The organism is Terriglobales bacterium (genome assembly GCA_035651655.1).
Taxonomy (GTDB): domain Bacteria; phylum Acidobacteriota; class Terriglobia; order Terriglobales; family Acidobacteriaceae; genus DASRFG01.
In genome coordinates this window covers 25,303-42,890 of sequence record DASRFG010000025.1, presented here as the reverse complement: position 1 = coordinate 42,890, position 17,588 = coordinate 25,303, and the positions used below count along the sequence as shown (strand labels likewise).

22 protein-coding genes are annotated in these 17,588 nt (G+C 57.3%); 5 read left to right on the top strand and 17 right to left on the bottom strand.

The window, feature by feature from the left end; all coding sequences use genetic code 11:
* Nucleotides 1–51: 51 nt before the first annotated feature.
* Nucleotides 52–444 carry a septum formation initiator family protein gene (locus VFA76_12305; GenBank protein HZR32620.1) on the bottom strand — a complete coding sequence of 131 codons (393 nt, stop codon included), beginning with the start codon at nucleotides 442–444 and terminating at the stop codon, nucleotides 52–54.
* Nucleotides 429–1,841 carry a phosphoglucomutase/phosphomannomutase family protein gene (locus VFA76_12300; protein ID HZR32619.1) on the bottom strand — a complete coding sequence of 471 codons (1,413 nt, stop codon included), beginning with the start codon at nucleotides 1,839–1,841 and terminating at the stop codon, nucleotides 429–431. The genes VFA76_12305 and VFA76_12300 overlap by 16 nt, the downstream gene beginning before the upstream one ends.
* 105 nt (nucleotides 1,842–1,946) lie before the next feature.
* On the opposite strand from VFA76_12300, the gene cutA reads away from it, so the two are divergent.
* Complete coding sequence (gene cutA / locus VFA76_12295) at nucleotides 1,947–2,261, top strand: divalent-cation tolerance protein CutA (protein ID HZR32618.1); 315 nt, start codon at nucleotides 1,947–1,949, stop codon at nucleotides 2,259–2,261.
* A gap of 3 nt (nucleotides 2,262–2,264) precedes the next feature.
* Here cutA and VFA76_12290 read toward each other — a convergent pair whose 3' ends face one another.
* From VFA76_12290 to VFA76_12275, 4 genes are all read right to left on the bottom strand, one after another.
* The gene (locus tag VFA76_12290; GenBank protein ID HZR32617.1) at nucleotides 2,265–3,107 is read right to left on the bottom strand and encodes a methyltransferase domain-containing protein; all 843 of its coding nucleotides are present in this window, start codon (nucleotides 3,105–3,107) and stop codon (nucleotides 2,265–2,267) included.
* 13 nt (nucleotides 3,108–3,120) lie between these two features.
* Nucleotides 3,121–3,522: a DUF6496 domain-containing protein gene (locus tag VFA76_12285; GenBank protein HZR32616.1), complete on the bottom strand. Its 402-nt coding sequence runs from the start codon at nucleotides 3,520–3,522 to the stop codon at nucleotides 3,121–3,123.
* Nucleotides 3,523–3,645: 123 nt separating this feature from the next.
* Entirely contained in the window at nucleotides 3,646–4,665 is a 1,020-nt protein-coding gene (locus VFA76_12280) for an aldo/keto reductase (GenBank protein ID HZR32615.1), read from the bottom strand.
* Between the two features lie 57 nt (nucleotides 4,666–4,722).
* Nucleotides 4,723–6,147: a nicotinate phosphoribosyltransferase gene (locus VFA76_12275; GenBank protein HZR32614.1), complete on the bottom strand. Its 1,425-nt coding sequence runs from the start codon at nucleotides 6,145–6,147 to the stop codon at nucleotides 4,723–4,725.
* A gap of 186 nt (nucleotides 6,148–6,333) precedes the next feature.
* Here VFA76_12275 and VFA76_12270 point away from each other — a divergent pair, with 186 nt between their 5' ends.
* From VFA76_12270 to VFA76_12260, 3 genes are all read left to right on the top strand, one after another.
* On the top strand, nucleotides 6,334–7,038 hold the full coding sequence (locus VFA76_12270; GenBank protein ID HZR32613.1) for a PilZ domain-containing protein: 705 nt from the start codon (nucleotides 6,334–6,336) through the stop codon (nucleotides 7,036–7,038).
* Between the two features lie 303 nt (nucleotides 7,039–7,341).
* The gene (locus VFA76_12265; GenBank protein HZR32612.1) at nucleotides 7,342–7,569 is read left to right on the top strand and encodes a hypothetical protein; all 228 of its coding nucleotides are present in this window, start codon (nucleotides 7,342–7,344) and stop codon (nucleotides 7,567–7,569) included.
* Between the two features lie 102 nt (nucleotides 7,570–7,671).
* A complete protein-coding gene (locus VFA76_12260) occupies nucleotides 7,672–8,295 on the top strand; it encodes a DUF4126 domain-containing protein (protein ID HZR32611.1) in 624 nt (207 codons plus the stop codon).
* 8 nt (nucleotides 8,296–8,303) lie between these two features.
* Here the strand turns inward: VFA76_12260 and VFA76_12255 are convergent, their stop codons facing one another.
* The 5 genes from VFA76_12255 to VFA76_12235 form a co-directional block, all read right to left on the bottom strand.
* A complete protein-coding gene (locus VFA76_12255; protein ID HZR32610.1) occupies nucleotides 8,304–8,702 on the bottom strand; it encodes a response regulator in 399 nt (132 codons plus the stop codon).
* Between the two features lie 27 nt (nucleotides 8,703–8,729).
* The gene (locus VFA76_12250; protein ID HZR32609.1) at nucleotides 8,730–9,038 is read right to left on the bottom strand and encodes a hypothetical protein; all 309 of its coding nucleotides are present in this window, start codon (nucleotides 9,036–9,038) and stop codon (nucleotides 8,730–8,732) included.
* A 212-nt stretch (nucleotides 9,039–9,250) separates the two neighbouring features.
* A complete protein-coding gene (locus VFA76_12245) occupies nucleotides 9,251–10,060 on the bottom strand; it encodes an N-acetylmuramidase domain-containing protein (GenBank protein ID HZR32608.1) in 810 nt (269 codons plus the stop codon).
* Between the two features lie 394 nt (nucleotides 10,061–10,454).
* Nucleotides 10,455–11,018 (bottom strand): hypothetical protein, encoded by a 564-nt coding sequence (locus VFA76_12240; protein ID HZR32607.1) that lies wholly within the window; start codon nucleotides 11,016–11,018, stop codon nucleotides 10,455–10,457.
* Nucleotides 11,019–11,025: 7 nt separating this feature from the next.
* On the bottom strand, nucleotides 11,026–11,493 hold the full coding sequence (locus VFA76_12235) for a hypothetical protein (GenBank protein ID HZR32606.1): 468 nt from the start codon (nucleotides 11,491–11,493) through the stop codon (nucleotides 11,026–11,028).
* 1,188 nt (nucleotides 11,494–12,681) lie between these two features.
* Here VFA76_12235 and ribB point away from each other — a divergent pair.
* Nucleotides 12,682–13,911: a 3,4-dihydroxy-2-butanone-4-phosphate synthase gene (gene ribB, locus VFA76_12230; protein HZR32605.1), complete on the top strand. Its 1,230-nt coding sequence runs from the start codon at nucleotides 12,682–12,684 to the stop codon at nucleotides 13,909–13,911.
* Nucleotides 13,912–14,016: 105 nt separating this feature from the next.
* Here the strand turns inward: ribB and VFA76_12225 are convergent, their stop codons facing one another.
* The 6 genes from VFA76_12225 to VFA76_12200 form a co-directional block, all read right to left on the bottom strand.
* Nucleotides 14,017–14,280, bottom strand: a complete 264-nt coding sequence (locus VFA76_12225) for a hypothetical protein (GenBank protein HZR32604.1) — start codon at nucleotides 14,278–14,280, stop codon at nucleotides 14,017–14,019.
* A 31-nt stretch (nucleotides 14,281–14,311) separates the two neighbouring features.
* A complete protein-coding gene (locus VFA76_12220) occupies nucleotides 14,312–14,785 on the bottom strand; it encodes a MerR family transcriptional regulator (GenBank protein ID HZR32603.1) in 474 nt (157 codons plus the stop codon).
* A gap of 135 nt (nucleotides 14,786–14,920) precedes the next feature.
* Nucleotides 14,921–15,130, bottom strand: a complete 210-nt coding sequence (gene thiS / locus VFA76_12215) for a sulfur carrier protein ThiS (GenBank protein ID HZR32602.1) — start codon at nucleotides 15,128–15,130, stop codon at nucleotides 14,921–14,923.
* 47 nt (nucleotides 15,131–15,177) lie between these two features.
* On the bottom strand, nucleotides 15,178–15,678 hold the full coding sequence (locus VFA76_12210) for a hypothetical protein (GenBank protein ID HZR32601.1): 501 nt from the start codon (nucleotides 15,676–15,678) through the stop codon (nucleotides 15,178–15,180).
* A gap of 111 nt (nucleotides 15,679–15,789) precedes the next feature.
* Nucleotides 15,790–16,737: a hypothetical protein gene (locus tag VFA76_12205; GenBank protein ID HZR32600.1), complete on the bottom strand. Its 948-nt coding sequence runs from the start codon at nucleotides 16,735–16,737 to the stop codon at nucleotides 15,790–15,792.
* Between the two features lie 173 nt (nucleotides 16,738–16,910).
* Complete coding sequence (locus VFA76_12200) at nucleotides 16,911–17,483, bottom strand: hypothetical protein (protein ID HZR32599.1); 573 nt, start codon at nucleotides 17,481–17,483, stop codon at nucleotides 16,911–16,913.
* Nucleotides 17,484–17,588 lie beyond the last annotated feature (105 nt).

Genomic DNA, 17,588 nt, shown 5'->3' with positions numbered 1-17,588 from the left:
TGAACACTCAGGTTCCACTGAAAAGACCAACAAATGTTTAAAAGGTTACGATTATTTTCTTGCGGAATTTGTGGGAGGCAGGTCACGCCGGGATTCCGGGACCACGTAAACCACTTCTCCAGGCCGCGCATAGCGCAATTGTTCGCGTGCCTCTTTTTCAATGGCCTGGGGATCGGACTTCAGTGCCTGGATTTCGTGCATGTAGCGGTCGTTTTCTTGTTGTAATTGTTTAAGCTCAACCTGCAAGCTGCCGTATTCCGAGCGCTTTTGTTGGTACACGACCATCCCATTGGCGCCGAAGATGACGTGCAGTCCCAGCCACATGGCCAGCACTCCGATACCGCCGGTGGCCAGCTTGCGCCGGCGCAGGTAGAGAGCTCGGGCAATTGCCGCTGCGCGTTGGGTGGAAGCTTCCCCAGATTGGAACTTTATTCGAATATCCATTTCTCCGCTGCAGCCATTAGTTTGTCTAAGCCTTCCGCAGTCCGCGCTTCGGCATACACCCGCACCACCGGCTCCGTGCCGGAAAGGCGATAGCACACCCACGAGCCGTCGTCGAGCACCAGCTTTAATCCGTCGGTGCGGACCACCTGCTCTACTTTATGACCGAAAACTTCGCGCGGCTCGGAACTCAGCTTTGTAGTGAACTTCTGTTTCACCTCCGGCGTCAAGCGGAAGTTCTCGCGCCGGGGATAAAAGGAACCAACTTTGCCAAATAGTTCACGTAATTGTTGCTGCAGTGGCTTGCCGCGGCGGGCCACCATCTCACAGCAAAGCAATCCCGCGAGAATTCCGTCTTTTTCCGGCACGTGATAACGGATGGAAAGTCCGGCACTCTCCTCGCCGCCAATGCAGATCTTGTCCTGCTTGATCAGTTCGCCGATGTATTTGAAGCCGACTGGCGTCTCGTGGAGCTCGATCTTTTGTTTGTCGGCGATGGCGTTGATGAGGTTGGTAGTGGCAACCGACTTTGCCACACCGTTGCGCCAGCCGCGGGTCTCCACCAGGTAATCGAAGAGTAGAGCGATGATGTAATTGGGTTGAATGAAGGTCCCATCCTGGTCGAGGATGCCAAAGCGGTCAGCATCGCCATCGGTAGCGATGCCGATGTGGGCTTTGATCTCGCGCATTTTGTCGCGCAGCATGGAAAGCAAGTGGTCGTCCGGTTCGGGAGCGTGCCCCCCGAAGAGAACGTCGCGGTAGTTGTGAACGGTGGCCACGCTGATGCCGTCCTGCTCAAGCAGGCGATCGGGGTACTCACGCGCGGCGCCGTAAAAGGGATCGAAGCCAATACGAAGGCCCGCTTTTTTTATGGAATTCAGATCTACGATTTCGGCGAGTCGCGTGAGGTAGGCGGGACGAACGTCAATGGTCCGGGACTCGGCAGGGGTGGAGGTTTGAGCCGTGCTCGGAGCGCCGCCGGAGTCCGCCGCCGCGATCTCCGCCTCAATCTTCTTGGTGACCTCTGGCAACGCCGGAGCGCCATCCGGCGTGGAAAATTTTATGCCGTTGTATTCCGGCGGATTGTGGGAGGCGGTGAAATTAATCGCCCCGTCGGTCTGCAGGCGTATGACTTCGAAGGCGATGGCGGGAGTGGGAGCAGCCTCGGAGGCAAGTAGCGGCCTGATCCCGTGTCGGGTGAGAATCTCCGCAGCGAGGCTGCAAAAAGCTTCGCCCAGAAAACGCGGATCGCGGCCCACAATGATGCACGCTCCGCTCGGTTTTTCCGAGAGGACATAGCGCGCAATGCCGGTCACGGCTCGGCGCACGTTGGCAAAGGTGAAGTCTTCGGCCATTACGGCGCGCCATCCTGAAGTCCCGAACTTGATCGGCAAAGCCATATTCCTCACTTATGATGTAAGCCCCAAGCCGGGTGCTACTGTACGGGTAAGCATGTATTAGCTTCGGCTCACGCCGGGGTTCAAAGCAGCATCCGATTCTAAATTATGACCGACAAAAGAATTGTTCTCTCCACTGCCGGTTCGCAAGCTGAGGCGGAAAAGATCGCGCAGGCGTTGGTGGAGCGGGGGATAGCGGCTTGTGTGAATGTCGTGCCCGTCCATTCGGTCTACCGTTGGCAGGGGAAGGTAGAGAGCGCTGCTGAATTCCTGCTGATCATCAAGACCACGGCGGCCCGCTACGCGCAGGTGGAGACCGCGATTCGCGAGTTACATTCTTATGATTTGCCGGAATCTGTGCAGATACCGATCGAAGCGGGCAGTGATAAGTATCTGGAGTGGATTGCTGATTCCGTCAAATAGCCGCTACTTTGGCCGGCGGGCGCTGAGGTTGAGGCGCCAATAGTCGAGGGTGAAGGGCGGATTATCGTCCTCGGCAGCGCGGGTAAGTTCGTCTACGAACAGCGTCCGCAGGTCAGGATCCGGAATACACTCCATGTGGCGACGGAAAATCACGCTGGGCAGGAACTCACGGTAGTGCTGTGCGTCGGAGAGCACGACCGGCGCGGATTCCAGCCAGCTTCGGATTTCGATAAATCCCGCGTTGCGGAGCCGGTCCGCAGTGGTTTCGGCGCCCGCGAATTCCCAGGGAGATTGCCAGTCGGCAAAGAAATCTGCGAACGGCGACCGATGCATCAGCTTTTCCGCCCGCGCCAGCAATTTCGCAAGATTGGGCCCGCCACCGCACTGTGCTTCCAACCAGCCACCTGGCCGAAGCCCGGAAAAAAGGCTGCGAAATAATTGGTCGTGGTCTCTGATCCAATGAAACGCAGCAGTGCTAAAAACAGCATCTGCGACCCCAGAGAGGGGCAGCTCCTGAACATCCGACAGCACAAAAGACACTCGCCCATCGAAGCGGGGCTGTAGATGCTCGCGCGCCTCGCGCAACATATTTTGCGAAAGGTCGACCGCGATGACGTGACCGCGGGGAAGAAGCTCTAACAACTGTTCCGTAAGTCGCCCGGTGCCGCAACCGGCGTCAATAACAGTTTCGTCGCCGCGAAGGCGCAGCCGGGAGAGCACCTTCTCTCCCCACCCGACCTGCGGCGACGAAACGCGGTGATAGACCTCGGAGTTCCACTCGCGGGAAGCGCCGGCCTTTTCGACGGTCACGCCTCCCAATATAGGTCGGCCGCGCGCTTTCGCCAATCGATGATCTGGCCTATGCCGCCCTCCGCCGCCGGGCAGCGCTGCGGGCCTGGCGTGAGAGCGATTGCCGCGAGGCCGCGCTCCGCGGTTTCTTCTTCAAAGCACGCGACACTGCACGCGACCGCTTGGGATTGGTCTTACGCCGCCGAGAGCTCTTACCCTTCTTCAGATCGCGGCTCGCCTGCTTGCGGGTACGCGACGACGCCTTGCCTTTGGCCGGTGGTTTCAGTTTCACTCCGGCGCGCCGGGCCTTGGAAAGCCCAATCGCAATTGCCTGCTTGGTTGAAGCCGCTCCGTGTTTTCCCTCGCGGATGTGATGAATCTCCTCGCGCACAAACTCACCGGCTTGCGTGCTTGGGGACTTCCCTTCCCGCGCGTCTTCCTGCGCTCGTTCAATGGTCTCTTCGTCTGGCATCGGTTCTCCTCCTTGTCGTTGGCCAAAAGCTTGGTCCTGCTCTGCAATTTTCGATGAAAGCACCGGCAGGCGAGATTGCCCGTCGTACGGGGAGTGCCCGGAGCATTGGGAACTGCCGGATGACTATCCGAGCCACTCCGGATTGTGAGCGGTGGAGTCGAACTGGTCGCTGGTCTTGTAGAGCTCGAACTCTCCTTTCTGCGCGGACTTGTCGGTCTTGGCCAGAAGCGCGGCCACTTCGGACTGGCTCAAGGGATGGAACTCGCGGGCGGCTTTCAAAGCCTGCTGCAGGATTTCCATGGAATCGCACCCGGTAATTACCACGCTAGTGGGCAGATTCATGGCGTAGTGCAGGCACTCGATAGGTGTGACGGTGTGGCTGTTCAGGATCAGCTTGTCACCCATCGGCTTCATTCCGAGCACCCCGATTTTGTGTTCCAGAAGCATGGGTAGGACTTTCTTTCCGAAGCTGTTGAAGTGTGCGTCCATTACATTGAGAGGCATCTGCACCGTATCGAAGGTGAAATTGTGTTTAAAGCCGGTGCTCAGCATTTTCAGATGGACGTCTGGACTCTTGTGGCCGGTGAATCCGATGTATCGAATCTTGCCGGCCTTCTTAGCTTCCAGGGCAGCTTCCATGCCGCCGCCGGCGCCGAAGATACGGTCCGGATCTCCCATGCGGATCACTTCATGAAACTGCCAGAGGTCGAGGTGGTCGGTCTGCAGCCGCTTCAGCGATTCGTCCAACTGCTGGGCGGCGGACTTTTTGGTCTGGCCGTCAACCTTGGTCATCAGGAATGCTTTCTGCCGATATCCGTCGCGCAGCGCCTTTCCCATGCGAATCTCGCTCTTACCTTCGTTGTAATCCCAACTGTTGTCGAGAAAGTTGACGCCGTTGTCGAGTGCAGTGCGCACAATGCGGATGGCTTCCTTCTCGTCGGGGACTCCAAGGTGAAAACCACCAATTCCGACGATCGAGACCTTTTCGCCGGTTCTGCCAAGCGTCCGATATTGCATGCTGCCTCTCTTCTCTTCAGCTCCCGCTTTTGATGCCAATCCCGAGGCGATTTTTGTGGAGGCAATCGCGCCGATGGCTGCGCTTGCCAGGAAGTCCCGCCGCGACCAAGCGTTATTGCTGGGCATGTTGACCTCCTACGGATCAGGAATCCGATTCAACGCGAGTAGATTCGGCAAGGGCCCTTAGCGGTTCACCATTTGCGTTAGATCAACCTCGGCGCGCTCGCGGATGTCATCCAGACGGTACTCTTTTTTCAGCTCTCCATTAAGAAAGACGGTTTGCAAAAGACCCGTGGTGGCTCCGGCGCCGGCGGATGTGGTCACGGTCTCGAAACCGTGATCATGCTCGACGAGCGCCAGGCGTCCGCGCTTCTGCCCTTTACTCTGGTCGGTGATGGGTTGCTTATAAACTTCTCGGGTCTCCCCATTGATGACGATGCTTGACGATTTGAACGCGAATTTCTGGGTGTCGCGATTAAGTTGCTGCAACAGCGCCCCGCCCATGCCAAACGCAATGTTGTCCGCCGACCAGCCGGCGCGGGTGATGGTAGCGAGCACATCCTGAATCGTCCAGTAGTTCACGCCGTCGCCTTGAATGAGGCGCACCTTGGGGTCGAGTACTTTGTAGCCTTTGGAGTTAGTCTCAAAGCCAAACTTGCGGCCCAGAATTTCCAATACGTTCAGGACAATGGTCTTGGGATCGCCGGAATCGGGGCGTATCACCAGCACACCGTCCCTGGCCAGAACCTTTTCGCGAAGCTCCTCGCCCCAGATGTGCTCGCAGGCATTGAAGACGTCGTAGGAATCGCTGACGCAAGCCACAGTTCCCCTGGGAAATTGCTTGAGCATATTTTCGTAGGCTTCACGTTCGTGGTCCCGGCCCCAGGCAGTAATGGTGGAGTGTTCAGCGGCGGGAACACTGAATCCCGGCATTCCCTTGACACCGTAGTAGGCCTGCAGCAGGCGGATACCGGCGGTGGTGTCCGTACCTTGAAAATTCACCAGATGGGCAGCGCCCCCAATGCCTGCGGTTTCCTCGCTGGAGACACCGCGATAACCAAAGTCGTGCAGCTTGAAAGGAATCAGCGAAGGATCACCGGTCCGCTTTAAGTGGAACAAGAAAACCTTCTTGATCTCGCGCGACAGCGTGGCCACGGTGATGGGGTACCAGATCTTTAGCAGTAGGGTCTCAAGATAATTGGTGAGCCAGGGAGCGCTGGGATCGGTGTTTTCTACTGTGGCTAGTACATTTGATACCGGAACCACGGTTCCTTCCGGTACAGCTTTGATTTCGATCGGCAGGCGTCCGCCCCAACGTTGGTAGAGCTCGGTCCAACCCTTGCGATTGAAGTAACCGGGGTGACCAAAGTGGACGCGGCAAAACTCGTCGGCTTCGTCTATGTCCTGGAGGCTGAACACTTCACCCTGCAAATAGTGTTTGAGGTAGTACTGCAATCCAAAAAAGACCAACTCGCCGAACATTCCGCCGCGGGATTCGACGTAGCTGTAAACCTTTTCTGTTCCCGGGGGGTATTGCCGCCAGTGGGTAAATTTGTAGGTATCCGTCATCAGCAGAAGATTGGGACGGATGCCATTATTGTCTTTCATGCAGCAATGATAACGAATGGGCGCGTGTTGGCGCTGATCTTAGAAACATGTCCTTCGCTGCGCTCAGCATGACAAAGCAAAACCTAGGTTCCTCGGCACACTCGGGATGACAAAAGAAGCTTTGACTTACCTCGGTAACTTTGTGCGCGCTGAAGGCTAACCTACGATGTAAAGAAGAAGGTGTTTATGGGTCGTCGCCGTCATCCGCGGACAGAGGTCAAGCTGCGGGTCCAACTCTGGGGAACCGACCAAAGTGGCCACCGTTTCATGGAGGTCGCTTGGACGGAGGACCTGAGCCAGAGCGGCACTCACATCCGCGGAGTCTGTGCACCGCTGCGGCTGGGTCAGGTTGTTGGCCTGACTTACGGAGAACAGCAAAACGAATTTCGCGTGGCCTGGGTGGGAGAGCCGGGCACGCCCTACGAAAGTCACGCCGGGCTGGTAGAGCTCCGAGCCAGCACCTCGATCTGGGGGGTGAACCTGCCACCGGCTCGCCCCGATAATTACGTCTCGCCCAGCGACCGCCGACAGCACGCACGATTCAAATGCTTTATCAGCGCACTTTTGCGTCCGGCAGGAACTACCTTGCCCGTATGGGGGCAGGTAACGGACATAAGCTCGGGCGGGTGCTATGTGCAGACTGGCACGCCCCTGGCCGTGAACAGCCGGCTAACTATCGAGCTGCTGATGAATGATTCCCGCCTAAAAGCTGAAGGCATGGTGTGCAGCAATCATCCGGGACAAGGCATGGGGCTAAAGTTTTTGGAAATGTCTGACCAGCATCACGCGCAGGTGCAGCAGTTCGTGAAATGGTTTGCCTCCACAGATTCGGCTGCGGCTGGGGCCGGGAGCCAGCCACCTATTCCGCCCACCACTCGCCGACGCACTTAGATGGACCGTTGACACTCTAGTTAACAGTCCAAACGGGTAGGATTTTAACCTGAGTGTCCCAAATTAGGCCGTGGTCGCGGCTTTCAGCCATTCCTGTAACCCTTCTTAGGAGTCCTGCAGCAACTCTCTTTTTTCCATTGACTTATGGGCAAAAGGATTGCTAAACTGCGCGGTTTTGGACGTGCTGTTTGGGCCAATCTGTAAGGCGCTGCAATAAATGTACCTTAGAGTGAATCCTTAACCCGGCCACGAGAATCCAAATTTGTTACAGTACAAAAATTCATATTAAGGGCAGAACTTATCATGGCTAAGCGACGCGGAAATCCGAACTGGGGGAAGCCCGAGCCCATTGGGCCCGTGGTTCCTACGGTTACCGAATTTGAGCAGGTGGTTCGCGAGTACAAGCTCCAGCCAGATCAATACTTGCGCTCCACTCGGCTGCGCGAATGGGCGCGCCGTAACAAGAACTCGAAGTACATTCCTGAGCCCTTGCTTGAGGCTTGGGGCTTTGAGATCGAATCAACCCTGTAATTGATTTTAGAAAGCCTGCACAGGCCGCCATTCGGCGGCCTTTTCTTTTCGAACCCCGCCTTTTCAAAGAGTACGGCTGTGCAGTTCTCGTAAACTGTGGGCATGCACCTACCGATTGCCGGCGGCGATCTCGCAGCCCTGATTATTGCCACCAGTTTTGCAGCGGGGCTGAACGTTTACGCCACGGTGGCGACGCTGGGAGCGCTTGGCCGCGCGAATCTTCTCAGTCTTCCTCCCGGGCTGCATCCGGTGATGAGCTGGTACGTTATCGGCGCATGTGTTCTGCTTTTTATAATCGAATTTTTTGCCGACAAAATTCCCGCATTCGACCTGGTGTGGAATGCGCTGCATACGTTTGTTCGTGTTCCCATAGCAGCGCTGCTGGCTTATGGCGCTACCAGCCAGCTCTCTCCGGGCATGCAGTTGCTGGCCGTAGTCATCGGCGGAGGAATCGCGCTGGCTGCGCACGGCGGAAAAATCGCGGCACGTACTGTAGTGACACCCTCGCCCGAACCACTCTCCAACATTGGCTTGAGCCTGGGCGAGGACGCGCTGGCAGTCTTTCTCACCTGGTTTGCAACCCGGCATCCGTACTGGAGCGCAGCCATCGTGTTGCTAGCTCTGGGCGTTATCGTGGTGATGGTGCGGCTGGTGATCCGTGCAATGCGAGCGTTATTCCGCGGCGCTGAACGGGAATTATCTCCCTCAACGCCGGCGAAGGGTTAAGTCTGAATCTAGCTGGCTTTAGCGGCTTTGGAGGGATACAGCGAGGTCAGCCGGGTCAGCAGCTCGGGAGGAGAGATTGGCTTTGCCAGCACCTCGAATTCAATGCCCTGTGCGCGCGCATTCTCCAGCATGTGCGAATAGTTGGTGTGGCCCGTAATCAGCAGGATCTTACAGTCGGGCAGGGTCTGGCGAATCTGCAACGCAGTGTCCACGCCGTTGCGATCCGGGAGTCTTATGTCAATGATGGCAACATCAGCCGCTACGCCAGAAGCGGCCTCGATGGCAACCGCGGCCGTCGGAGCAGTGATGGCGAGATACCCGGCGCTGCGCAGCAATTCCGCCATGCTGAACGTGACCAGGTGATCGTCGTCCACCACGAGCACCACCGGTTTGCCTTCAAGGACCATTGCTAGACAGGGTATTTTCTTTTTAGGTTAGGCTGCTTGATCGCACTCAACCGCCTGCTCGGCATCCGAACTCGAGCGCAACCCGGATTGGAGCCACGCCTGAACGAGCGCGCTCTGACCCAATCTCACGAGCAGCCATTGTGCGACCACGCTATTGCGTCTAACGTGGCCGGCAATCTGATCGCCGGAGAGCGGGTACCAGGGACTTCCAGTGCGCGGATCGGATTTGCCGGCGGCGTCCAGAATCCGCGTTTCCACTACGCCCGCCAGTATACGGTAGTCGCGGACGGGTGACCCGTCAGCTGGTTCAACTCGTAGCCGATCGCTTGCTGGCATAACTTCCCTCCCAGCTGAACTGTACGGACAAAAAGATGCCACGGAGAGGGGGGTGGTTGTCAACACTGTTGACCTAAATTCTGCGCCTCGTGTCACCAGACAGAAGTGAGATGCTGACCCGCTGGGATCGCCTGTTAGGTGATGGGCTGCAGCAGCTTGCACGGGTAGCAACCCAGAGCGCAAGCAGAAGCTCTCGGGTTGATCCGAACTCCTCACCATCTAGGTGAAACTGGCTCCTTCGCCTGAGTGGTAAGCGCGGAGGCCAGTCGCGCCACGGTGGGGGCGTCAATCGTCTTCACACCTGTTGGTTCGCCCTGCGACTGGAACTGAGCCAGGGCGGCCAGGGTGCGGGTTCCAGCGACACCGTCTATCCTCCCGGGAGGAAATCCGAGGTAAGCCAAGTACAGCTGGGCGGCGCGGATGGTGAGGTCCGGTGAGGGACCAGCGGAATATTTCCGGAAGGCTTGCTTGAGGCGAACATCGTAGCGGTTGGTAGCGTAGTTAGGCCCGTTATAACCACGCGCAAAGGTGGCCCAATCGTGAGCTAGCAGGGGAGCGCCGAGGCCTGCGCCCTGCAGAAAGCTACTCATAGCGGCGATCTGGCGGTCTTCGGATTCGCCCATGGCTGCGACCATCTCTTCCACATCCTGAAAGCCGGCGAGCAGGTGGTTTGCGCCCATGATCTGGCCGATTCCCCAGGACGCGCTCTGCAGCGCGGCGGCACGGTCTTTTTCGATGGCAGCAGCCAGGCGAAGGTATTGGTGCGCGCCGCGGGCGCCGTATCCGCCGGGGATGGGAGCGCTGATTTCGCCGTCGTCGTCGAAGCGGCCGCGGGTCAAGCGATGGAAGACATGGCGCTCGTAGAGAATTTGCGGACGGCGGTCGGGGAGGTATCCGCACCCGGACGTTTCGACGGAGAGCACGGCCCAGATCTCCGGCGGGTGCACGCCCAAAGCGTCAGTGACGGCGGCGAGGCCGTCGGCTGAGAGTGCCCAGGCGGGGCCCTGGAACGGAAGTCGCATGGAGTTTTATGTGTAGGAGTGTGGCAAGTCGCGTATGCGGTCTACCCCACCCCTCCCCCTCCCTCGGTTAGCAGAATCAAAGATTTGGGTGGGATTGGCAGCCGAAATCTTTGAATTAAAAACAGTTACATACAAAATCTTGACATCGAGCAAGTTATTTCTTAAAGAAGCAGGATGTCGCGAAAATGAAACTTGCAGAAGCGTGGCTGAGCTGGGGGATATTTGTCAAGAAATTGTTGCGAGAGGGATTCCTCGCAGGGCTAAAGCGCTGCTCGGAATGAGAGATCGGTGAGGGTTTTGTCGTCAAATCGTTCGAATGGGGAGTAGCCGATCAGCGGCTGGTCGTCTTTGCGCATTGTTGAGACTTCGGGATGAGATGCTCATGCTCCTCGAATCATTGGGCATTCACCGTCTGGCTTGGGGCGTCAGACGCTTTTTCCAGTTTTTCGAGATCGCGCAAGAGTTGTCTGTTGATCTTGTCGGCTACGTCCGCGGTTGCGCCTTTGTATTTGGCTCCGGTACTTTCCTGGGTGCTGGTCCAGACAACGTCCCCGTCGGTGTCCACTAGGCGAACGGCCACACGCGCATCGCTGATGGTTTCAGTTGATACGCTCGAATCGGCCATCGCGGCAGATCGAACACGTGTACCTTCACTCGTCGAATGAAGCTCCTGTGAGGTCTTCTCCAAAGCAGTACCCTTCAAAACGGCATCCGCTCTGTCCTTGTTCTCAGTTACGACAAAACGCTTGCTCTCGCTCAATTTGTTTATAAGCATTGCCTGAACTTGCTTCGAGATCACGTCATCACCGAAGCTGTCGACATAGATTCGACGGATCTGGAGCAGTTTCTTGCCAAGATCGTCTGTCAGCACGGACGTGGGTCGTGGGTTCGACGAGGAACCGTTAGGAGCGGGCTGCTGTGCTGCAAGTGCCGCGAGTAACAGGATGGTAGAAATCATAGGGCTCCTAGTTGCCCTTCCCGCTTTTGCGGGCCTCATCATCTTGGTATTCAATTTTGCGGCCGGTGCGCGCTTCCAGGCTCGCGAGCGTGACACGAACGACATCTTTCCCTAGTTCGAAGACTGCGGCTTGTTGCTTGTCATTTTCATCCTGATAGCCGAGTGTCAGGAAATGCTTCCGTTTCTTTGAGAAAAGTGCCAAGGGTGTGACCATGATAGCGACACCCAGCCGCCGCCCGGCCTTTTGGCCGTATTCAAGATCGTTCACCCGGTCGTATGGGATCTTCAACTCGCCGTGACCATAAGAAAAGACGAATACCTTCTCATCCGAGGTCGAAGATCTGCCTTCAGTTCCTTCTTTTAAGGAGTTTACGGTTCCTCCCACATACATGGTCTTGTTGCTCCCGAGCCCGGCGAACAGACCTGCGTCCATCAACAGCAGCATCGTGAGGGATAATGCCAGTGACCGCTTCATAGGCCCTCCATCAGAGGGCTTGAATTATGCGCCTGGAATTCTGAATGTCAAGTGAGTTGTTCTGTAAGCAAAACGTGTTGGAGGGGTAGAGGGATTCCTCGCAGGGCTAAAGCCCGCTCGGAATGACAATTGATTTGGGCCTTTCCCAGGGCTGACGCCCTGGGCTAAAAGCTGTTTCGCCCTCCGGGCTCGATCTCGGAATGACAATTGATTTGGACCTTTCCCAGGGCTGACGCCCTGGGCTAAAAGCTGTTTCGCCCTCCGGGCTCGATCTAGGAATGACAATTGATCGGGGTCTTTCCCAGGGCTAACGCCCTGCGCTAAAAGCTGTTTCGCCCTCCGGGCTCGATCCCGGAATGACAATTGATCGGGACCTTTCCCAGGGCTGACGCCCTGGGATAAAAGCTGTTTCGCCCTCCGGGCTGGAGTGAGGAGGAGAGCATCGGGCAATTATGGAATCGGGGATGGGAGCATCGGGGACTTGCGGAATTGGCTAAAGAAAATTGGAAGGCTGGCGAGCGGAGCTCGCCCGGACAGCCGAGGGCGGCTGTCCCCACGTGATTTCAGCTTTACAGCCGAGGGCGGCTGTCCCCACGTGATTTCAGCTTTACAGCCGAGGGCGGCTGTCCCTACGTGATTTCAGCTTTACAGCCGAGGGCGGCTGTCCCCACGTGATTTCAGCTTTACAGCCGAGGGCGGCTGTCCCCACGTGATTTCAGTTTTACCGAGAGGGCTGATGTTCCCACGTGATTTCAGTTTTACCGAGAGGGCTGATGTTCCCACGTGATTTGAGTTTGTAGCCGAGAAGGCGGCTTATGCCTTCTTCTTGCGGCCGAGGGGGATGTCGGCAAGAGAAACCAGGTAGTCCACGTGGCTGAGTTCGCGTTCGCCTCTGTTGCTCAGCGGAAGAAGCGGGGGCCCTCGTCGCGAGCTTCGGGCGCGTGAGGGGGAATGCGCAGAGGGCGCTTGATACCGTTTTTCTTCTGTTTAGTGGCGCGACGGGCCATGAACCTGCCCAGGCAAATGAGGTGAGTGGAGCATAACAAGATTCTTGCACCAATCAGCTGTCAACTTCCATGACATCTACTATGGGTAGGATTGGAGGGCCTCGGGTAATTAAAGAAGGCGGATAATCGGGTAGATTGTAATTAGACCTGAGGCAAGTACTGCTACAATTCTGGTGCATATATGACCGTAAAACCGCCATTTTGCGACGTAGAGAGCGCGATCGAGGACATTCGGGCGGGAAAAATGATCGTCGTAGTGGATGACGAAGACCGCGAGAATGAAGGCGATCTGACGCTCGCGGCAGAGAAGGTGACGCCTGAAGCCATCAATTTTATGGCGCGCTACGGGCGGGGACTGATTTGCCTGGCGATGACGGAGGAGCGGCTGGACCATCTGCGCATCGGGCCAATGACGGCGGAGAATACATCGCAGTACGGAACCGCGTTCTGCGAGGCAATTGACGCGCGCGAAGGAGTGACCACGGGAATCTCCGCATTCGATCGGTCGCGGACGATCAAAGTAGCCATTGATCCGGCAACGCGGCCGGCGGACCTGGCAAGACCGGGACACGTCTTTCCCTTACGCGCGAAAAAAGGTGGCGTGCTGGTGCGCGCCGGTCAGACTGAAGCTGCAGTTGATCTGGCGCGGCTGGGGGGGCTGGTGCCGGCGGGAATTATCTGCGAAATCATGAAAGATGATGGTTCGATGGCGCGCGTGCCTGACCTGATCGAGTTTTGCCGCGAGCACGGACTGCGCATGCTGACGGTGGCGGAGCTTATTCGCTATCGCATGCAGCACGAACGCTATGTTGATCGTGTGGGGGAAGCGCTGCTGCCGACGCGCTATGGCGAATTTCGCATGATCGCGTATGAAAGCGCAGTAGAGGGAGGCGAGTCGCACATTGCGTTGGTCAAGGGAAACTGGCCAGGCGGGGATGTGGAGCAGCGCGAAGGAGGACACGGCGACATAGCGGATTGGAAAAAAGATCCGCGGGCGTTAGAGCCGGTGCTGGTGAGGATGCACTCGCACTGTCTGGTGGGCGACGTTTTTGGCACGACCTGGTGCGACTGCCACGAGACGATTGAACGGTCTATGCAGCTTATAGCCGAGCAGGGGCGAGGCGCGCTGATTTATCTGCACCAGACGTCGAAGGGATTTTCAGTAGAGAAGGCGGACGAGCGGACGATGCTGGCATTCCATCGTGAGGTGCGGCACCCGGCAGGGCCGGAAGCGGAACGTAAAACGCTGCGCGAGATCGGAATTGGGGCGCAGATATTATCGGACTTGGGATTGAGGCGGATACGGCTGTTGACCAACCACCCGCGGAAGGTCGCGGGGCTGGAAGGATTCGGGATTGAGATTGTGGAGCAGGTGCCCATCAAGGCGACGCGGGAAAGCTTGCACGGCTAAAGCCCTGGCCACATCTAAATGGCAAGTCTAAAATGCAGCGCTAAGCGCTGCCCCACCGGAGAGCAGCTCGCCTCAAGAAAGCAGCCAAGGCGAGACCCTGTTGGGTCACCAGGGTTTGCGAGGAACGATTTCGCTGTCGTTAATAAAAAACTGGGCTGAGCACCTGTCAGAGCCGCAGATCACGGGGAGCAATCCTGCGATCTGCTTGCGAGTGATGAGCCCCAGGGTGGCGCAGTGGGGACAGGAGAGCACTGCCCAGTAAGGATCCTCTTTTTCGCCTACCTCACCAGCATTCTCGAGGACGAATAACGTTCCCGGCCCCATCTGCTCGGGAATCCATTCGCTGAGGACGTTCAGTTCTCCGACCATCGCACCTCCTCTGAATTCGCCAATAAAATTCTCACGACGTCCTGCGACTCGTACGGCGAGAAGCGCTGGCTGCCGCACTTCCCTTCTTGTTGCGAATGTTGGCTCGAATCTGGCGTAGCGTGTCGCTCAAGCAGATGCTGAGCAACGGCTGCCGGGAATTCTTCAAAAGATCCACAATCTGCCGCGCCGAAGTCTCTAGATAGAGATGCGAGCCGTCGGTGAGCAGGTGATACTGGGATGCGCCGGTGACGGTCTTTGCCAGTCGTTGACTGAACTCGCGCTGCAAAAAGCGGATGACTTTACGGACCCGCTGCAGTGGGAAGCCGCGACGGCGCAACTCGCAGATGACGGCGACCTCGGCCACATCGTCCAAGGAATAAATACGGCTGTGGCCGCGGCGCTCGGGGACGACAATGCCACGCTCGTCCCACCATTGCAGCTGGCGCGGCGTAATGCCGGTTAGAGAGACGACATCGCGCGATGTGAACACCGGTTCAGATGCCATTTGTTTCAAACAATAACTAGCTTGAATGTTTGAAACATTGTAGGCATGAGTTGGCAGAGGTCAATGTGGAAATCGAGGGTGGAATACGGTTGTTAACGGGGAAGCAGATCCTTCGCTGGGCTGGGGATGACAGGGTTAAAGGCAGGAGCCACCGCCGACGAAGTGGACGATCTCGAGGCGGTCGCCCTCTTGGAGAGCGGTCTGAGGCCAGCGGTCGCGGGCGATGATATTGCGATTGAGCTCGATGGCGACGCGGTCGGCTTTCATGCCGAGATGGTCGAGCAACGCGGAAAGGGTGAGGTGGGATGGGAAATCGCGCTCTTCCCCGTTAATGTGAAGCTTCATGGGGTTATTTTCGCATGTAGGGCGGGGACACCGATGGTAAAGCTCGGCTAGTCCTTTCCAGTCGGCTTTGGAGGACCGCGCCTGGCGGAGCTTCTGAGCGGAGAAAGATAGCGCACGGCCAGTTGGCGATTCTGGCCATTCATCAGCCACACATCCACAACGAAGAATTCACCCCTTTGGCCCAGGGATCGGGAGTCTTGCTGCAGGATGAAGCTGACCAGATCGGCGTTGCCGAAGCTGCGAGCTGCCATCTGGCGGATGGCAAAGCTGCGAATTTGACTTCTGAGGACCGAATGTAACCACTCCTCACGTGGTGCCGGGTCGGGCACGGGAGACCACTGCTCGAAGTCGTCGGCCAGAAGCTTCTGTAGCGAGGCCTGATCCTGTTTTTGAATGGCCTGGAAGAGTTGTTTCTCCAAACCTGAGTACAACGCAACCTGACGGGTGGTGGTGACAATGCGGGTCTGGGAGTAGGCAGGCGCCGGAGCAGGGGCATTTGCGGCCAGAAATATCGCTGCCAGTAGGACAGGTGTCCTGGGGAATGTCATGTACGTGTCCTAATTCTGATTTAGGTTGGCCGTAAAAAGGGCCGCTCTGATGAGGAGCGGCCCAGCACGGCTAACTAAGGGTCGTTGTCCGACTCGGGCACGACGACCGGATTACTGTGTATAGAACTTCCCGCCGAGCGTCTGATCGCAACCGCCGCCGCGTGCGTTTTCCCAGTTCATTTGGATGAGCCAGTTATGCGAGCCGAAAGTCTCGTTGTAAGCGCCATTACCGATGGTGCCGACGGTGGGCCCGAATTTCCAAGCGCATTTGTCGGCGTTCTCCGCACCGGACGCGTCATACCAGGCGTTGAGGTCGGGATCAGAGATGGTCTCCTCGGTCTCATGGGCCATGATGCTGGCCATGCCATCGGCGCCGCTGTTGCCGTTCGGACTGACGGTTTCCATTTCGCAGGCGGCGGGACAGCGGTCAGGATTACCCACGAAGGAGAATTTAATGTCGCTCCCGAGAATGGTCCCACTGGTGTGCCAGCCGCAATACTTGGTGCAGAATCCAGAGCTCTCTCTCACGTCCGAGGAAGTAAGCACGAAATAGAGGCCATTGGTGTCCTTGGGCAGACGGCCGCTGCTGATCGCATTGGTAACAACTTTCTGCACGCCAGAATCACTCAACCGAGTGCCTTGGGAGTAGGCGTCAGTGGTAGAGCTCTTCAAAGCGACGTTGCCGCTGACGTTAGAGGTAGTGTCACCGTAGGTGGAATTGATCTTTTCGTAGCCTGATCCGCCGATTCCGCCAGAGCTGGCGAAAAGACTATTGAGCAGGCTTACAGTTCCTGGGCGGTCAGAGGCGTGCGTACCGTTGGTCCAGTTCCCGTACCAGATGAAATAGACGTTCACGTTGCCCGGCATGATGGGACCGCCGTGGTAGAGGATTCCGTTGCCCGTGGTGACGGCGCGTGGCGTGGCAGCTCGCGGCCCATTCACCTGCTCTGCGGACCAGCCTTTGCCGGTGGGAACCATGTGAGAAGAATGTTTTGCGACCTGCGCGTTGGCCAGGGCGCCACACACAACCAGTACTAAAAGCAGCGACAGCTTTTGCATCGAGCCTCCGAAGGGAAACAAAGGGTTGAAGTTCTGCGGGAACTCACAGCAGAGTAGAGTTATGTTAGTGTCGCCCGAAACCCGCGTCAATCCTTATTTTGCGAGGAGCAGCAGATTTTTTGAGGAGGATTACTGCCGCTTTCTTAACCCTTCAGTTAGAGGAAAGCAAGCGCTCAATGCTTCTTGCGCAAGCGGAATTTGCGGGTGGTGACGCGTCCGGAATGGGTGGCCTGGATAAGAATGTTGGAGTTGGAGAGAGAGGCAGCACTGGCAATTTTGAGCTCGGCGTGCCCGCTGGAGTCGCTCACCGCCTGGCAGTAGAGGGGGGGATCCTGACCGAGCTTGACGCGGGAGGTAATCTGGGCGCCTTGGACCGCCGCCCCTTCGCCTTCACAGACCATGAGGCGCACCACCAGGGCGTCCTCAGAGGATGCGGAATCGGCGTTGAGCCATTCCAGTTTCAGCGGGCGAGAGTGGTTTTCCGGTTTGTCGAGAATGCTTTCCAGCCGGCCTTCGCGGACGGCGGTAAGCACCGACTTGTGCTGCTCACGCAGCATTTTTTCCATCTTCTTCTCGGAGAAATCCGCATCGGCGACCTTGTCGGAGTAGGAAGTGGTGTGTTTGCCGATGCAGCGACCGCGGACGAAAACCTGAGTTTGCAGGATGCGCTCGGGCTCTCGCGCCTCACTTTGCACGTGATACACGGTGTCGCCGGACTTCACGTCGGTATTGAAGCCGAAAATCATTTTGACCTATTGCCTGCGGGGCTGCTTGGGACGCTGGAGAGTACGCTGCCAGACATCATAAAGCCGCGCCGCGTAAAGCGCACGGCGGAAGGTAAATTCCTCCCT

Excerpts from the sequence above, each read along its gene's own strand:
- VFA76_12220 (HZR32603.1), bottom strand. The coding sequence starts at position 14,785 with ATGGCATCTGAACCGGTGTTCACATCGCGCGATGTCGTCTCTCTAACC.
- VFA76_12260 (HZR32611.1), top strand. The coding sequence starts at position 7,672 with ATGCACCTACCGATTGCCGGCGGCGATCTCGCAGCCCTGATTATTGCC.
- VFA76_12300 (HZR32619.1), bottom strand. The coding sequence starts at position 1,841 with ATGGCTTTGCCGATCAAGTTCGGGACTTCAGGATGGCGCGCCGTAATG.
- VFA76_12225 (HZR32604.1), bottom strand. The coding sequence starts at position 14,280 with ATGGTCGGAGAACTGAACGTCCTCAGCGAATGGATTCCCGAGCAGATG.
- VFA76_12270 (HZR32613.1), top strand. The coding sequence starts at position 6,334 with ATGGGTCGTCGCCGTCATCCGCGGACAGAGGTCAAGCTGCGGGTCCAA.
- cutA (HZR32618.1), top strand. The coding sequence starts at position 1,947 with ATGACCGACAAAAGAATTGTTCTCTCCACTGCCGGTTCGCAAGCTGAG.
- VFA76_12245 (HZR32608.1), bottom strand. The coding sequence starts at position 10,060 with ATGCGACTTCCGTTCCAGGGCCCCGCCTGGGCACTCTCAGCCGACGGC.
- thiS (HZR32602.1), bottom strand. The coding sequence starts at position 15,130 with ATGAAGCTTCACATTAACGGGGAAGAGCGCGATTTCCCATCCCACCTC.
- VFA76_12305 (HZR32620.1), bottom strand. The coding sequence starts at position 444 with ATGGATATTCGAATAAAGTTCCAATCTGGGGAAGCTTCCACCCAACGC.
- VFA76_12235 (HZR32606.1), bottom strand. The coding sequence starts at position 11,493 with ATGAAGCGGTCACTGGCATTATCCCTCACGATGCTGCTGTTGATGGAC.
- VFA76_12275 (HZR32614.1), bottom strand. The coding sequence starts at position 6,147 with ATGAAAGACAATAATGGCATCCGTCCCAATCTTCTGCTGATGACGGAT.
- VFA76_12285 (HZR32616.1), bottom strand. The coding sequence starts at position 3,522 with ATGCCAGACGAAGAGACCATTGAACGAGCGCAGGAAGACGCGCGGGAA.
- VFA76_12265 (HZR32612.1), top strand. The coding sequence starts at position 7,342 with ATGGCTAAGCGACGCGGAAATCCGAACTGGGGGAAGCCCGAGCCCATT.
- VFA76_12255 (HZR32610.1), bottom strand. The coding sequence starts at position 8,702 with ATGGTCCTTGAAGGCAAACCGGTGGTGCTCGTGGTGGACGACGATCAC.
- VFA76_12240 (HZR32607.1), bottom strand. The coding sequence starts at position 11,018 with ATGATTTCTACCATCCTGTTACTCGCGGCACTTGCAGCACAGCAGCCC.
- ribB (HZR32605.1), top strand. The coding sequence starts at position 12,682 with ATGACCGTAAAACCGCCATTTTGCGACGTAGAGAGCGCGATCGAGGAC.
- VFA76_12250 (HZR32609.1), bottom strand. The coding sequence starts at position 9,038 with ATGCCAGCAAGCGATCGGCTACGAGTTGAACCAGCTGACGGGTCACCC.
- VFA76_12205 (HZR32600.1), bottom strand. The coding sequence starts at position 16,737 with ATGCAAAAGCTGTCGCTGCTTTTAGTACTGGTTGTGTGTGGCGCCCTG.
- VFA76_12210 (HZR32601.1), bottom strand. The coding sequence starts at position 15,678 with ATGACATTCCCCAGGACACCTGTCCTACTGGCAGCGATATTTCTGGCC.
- VFA76_12280 (HZR32615.1), bottom strand. The coding sequence starts at position 4,665 with ATGCCCAGCAATAACGCTTGGTCGCGGCGGGACTTCCTGGCAAGCGCA.
- VFA76_12200 (HZR32599.1), bottom strand. The coding sequence starts at position 17,483 with ATGATTTTCGGCTTCAATACCGACGTGAAGTCCGGCGACACCGTGTAT.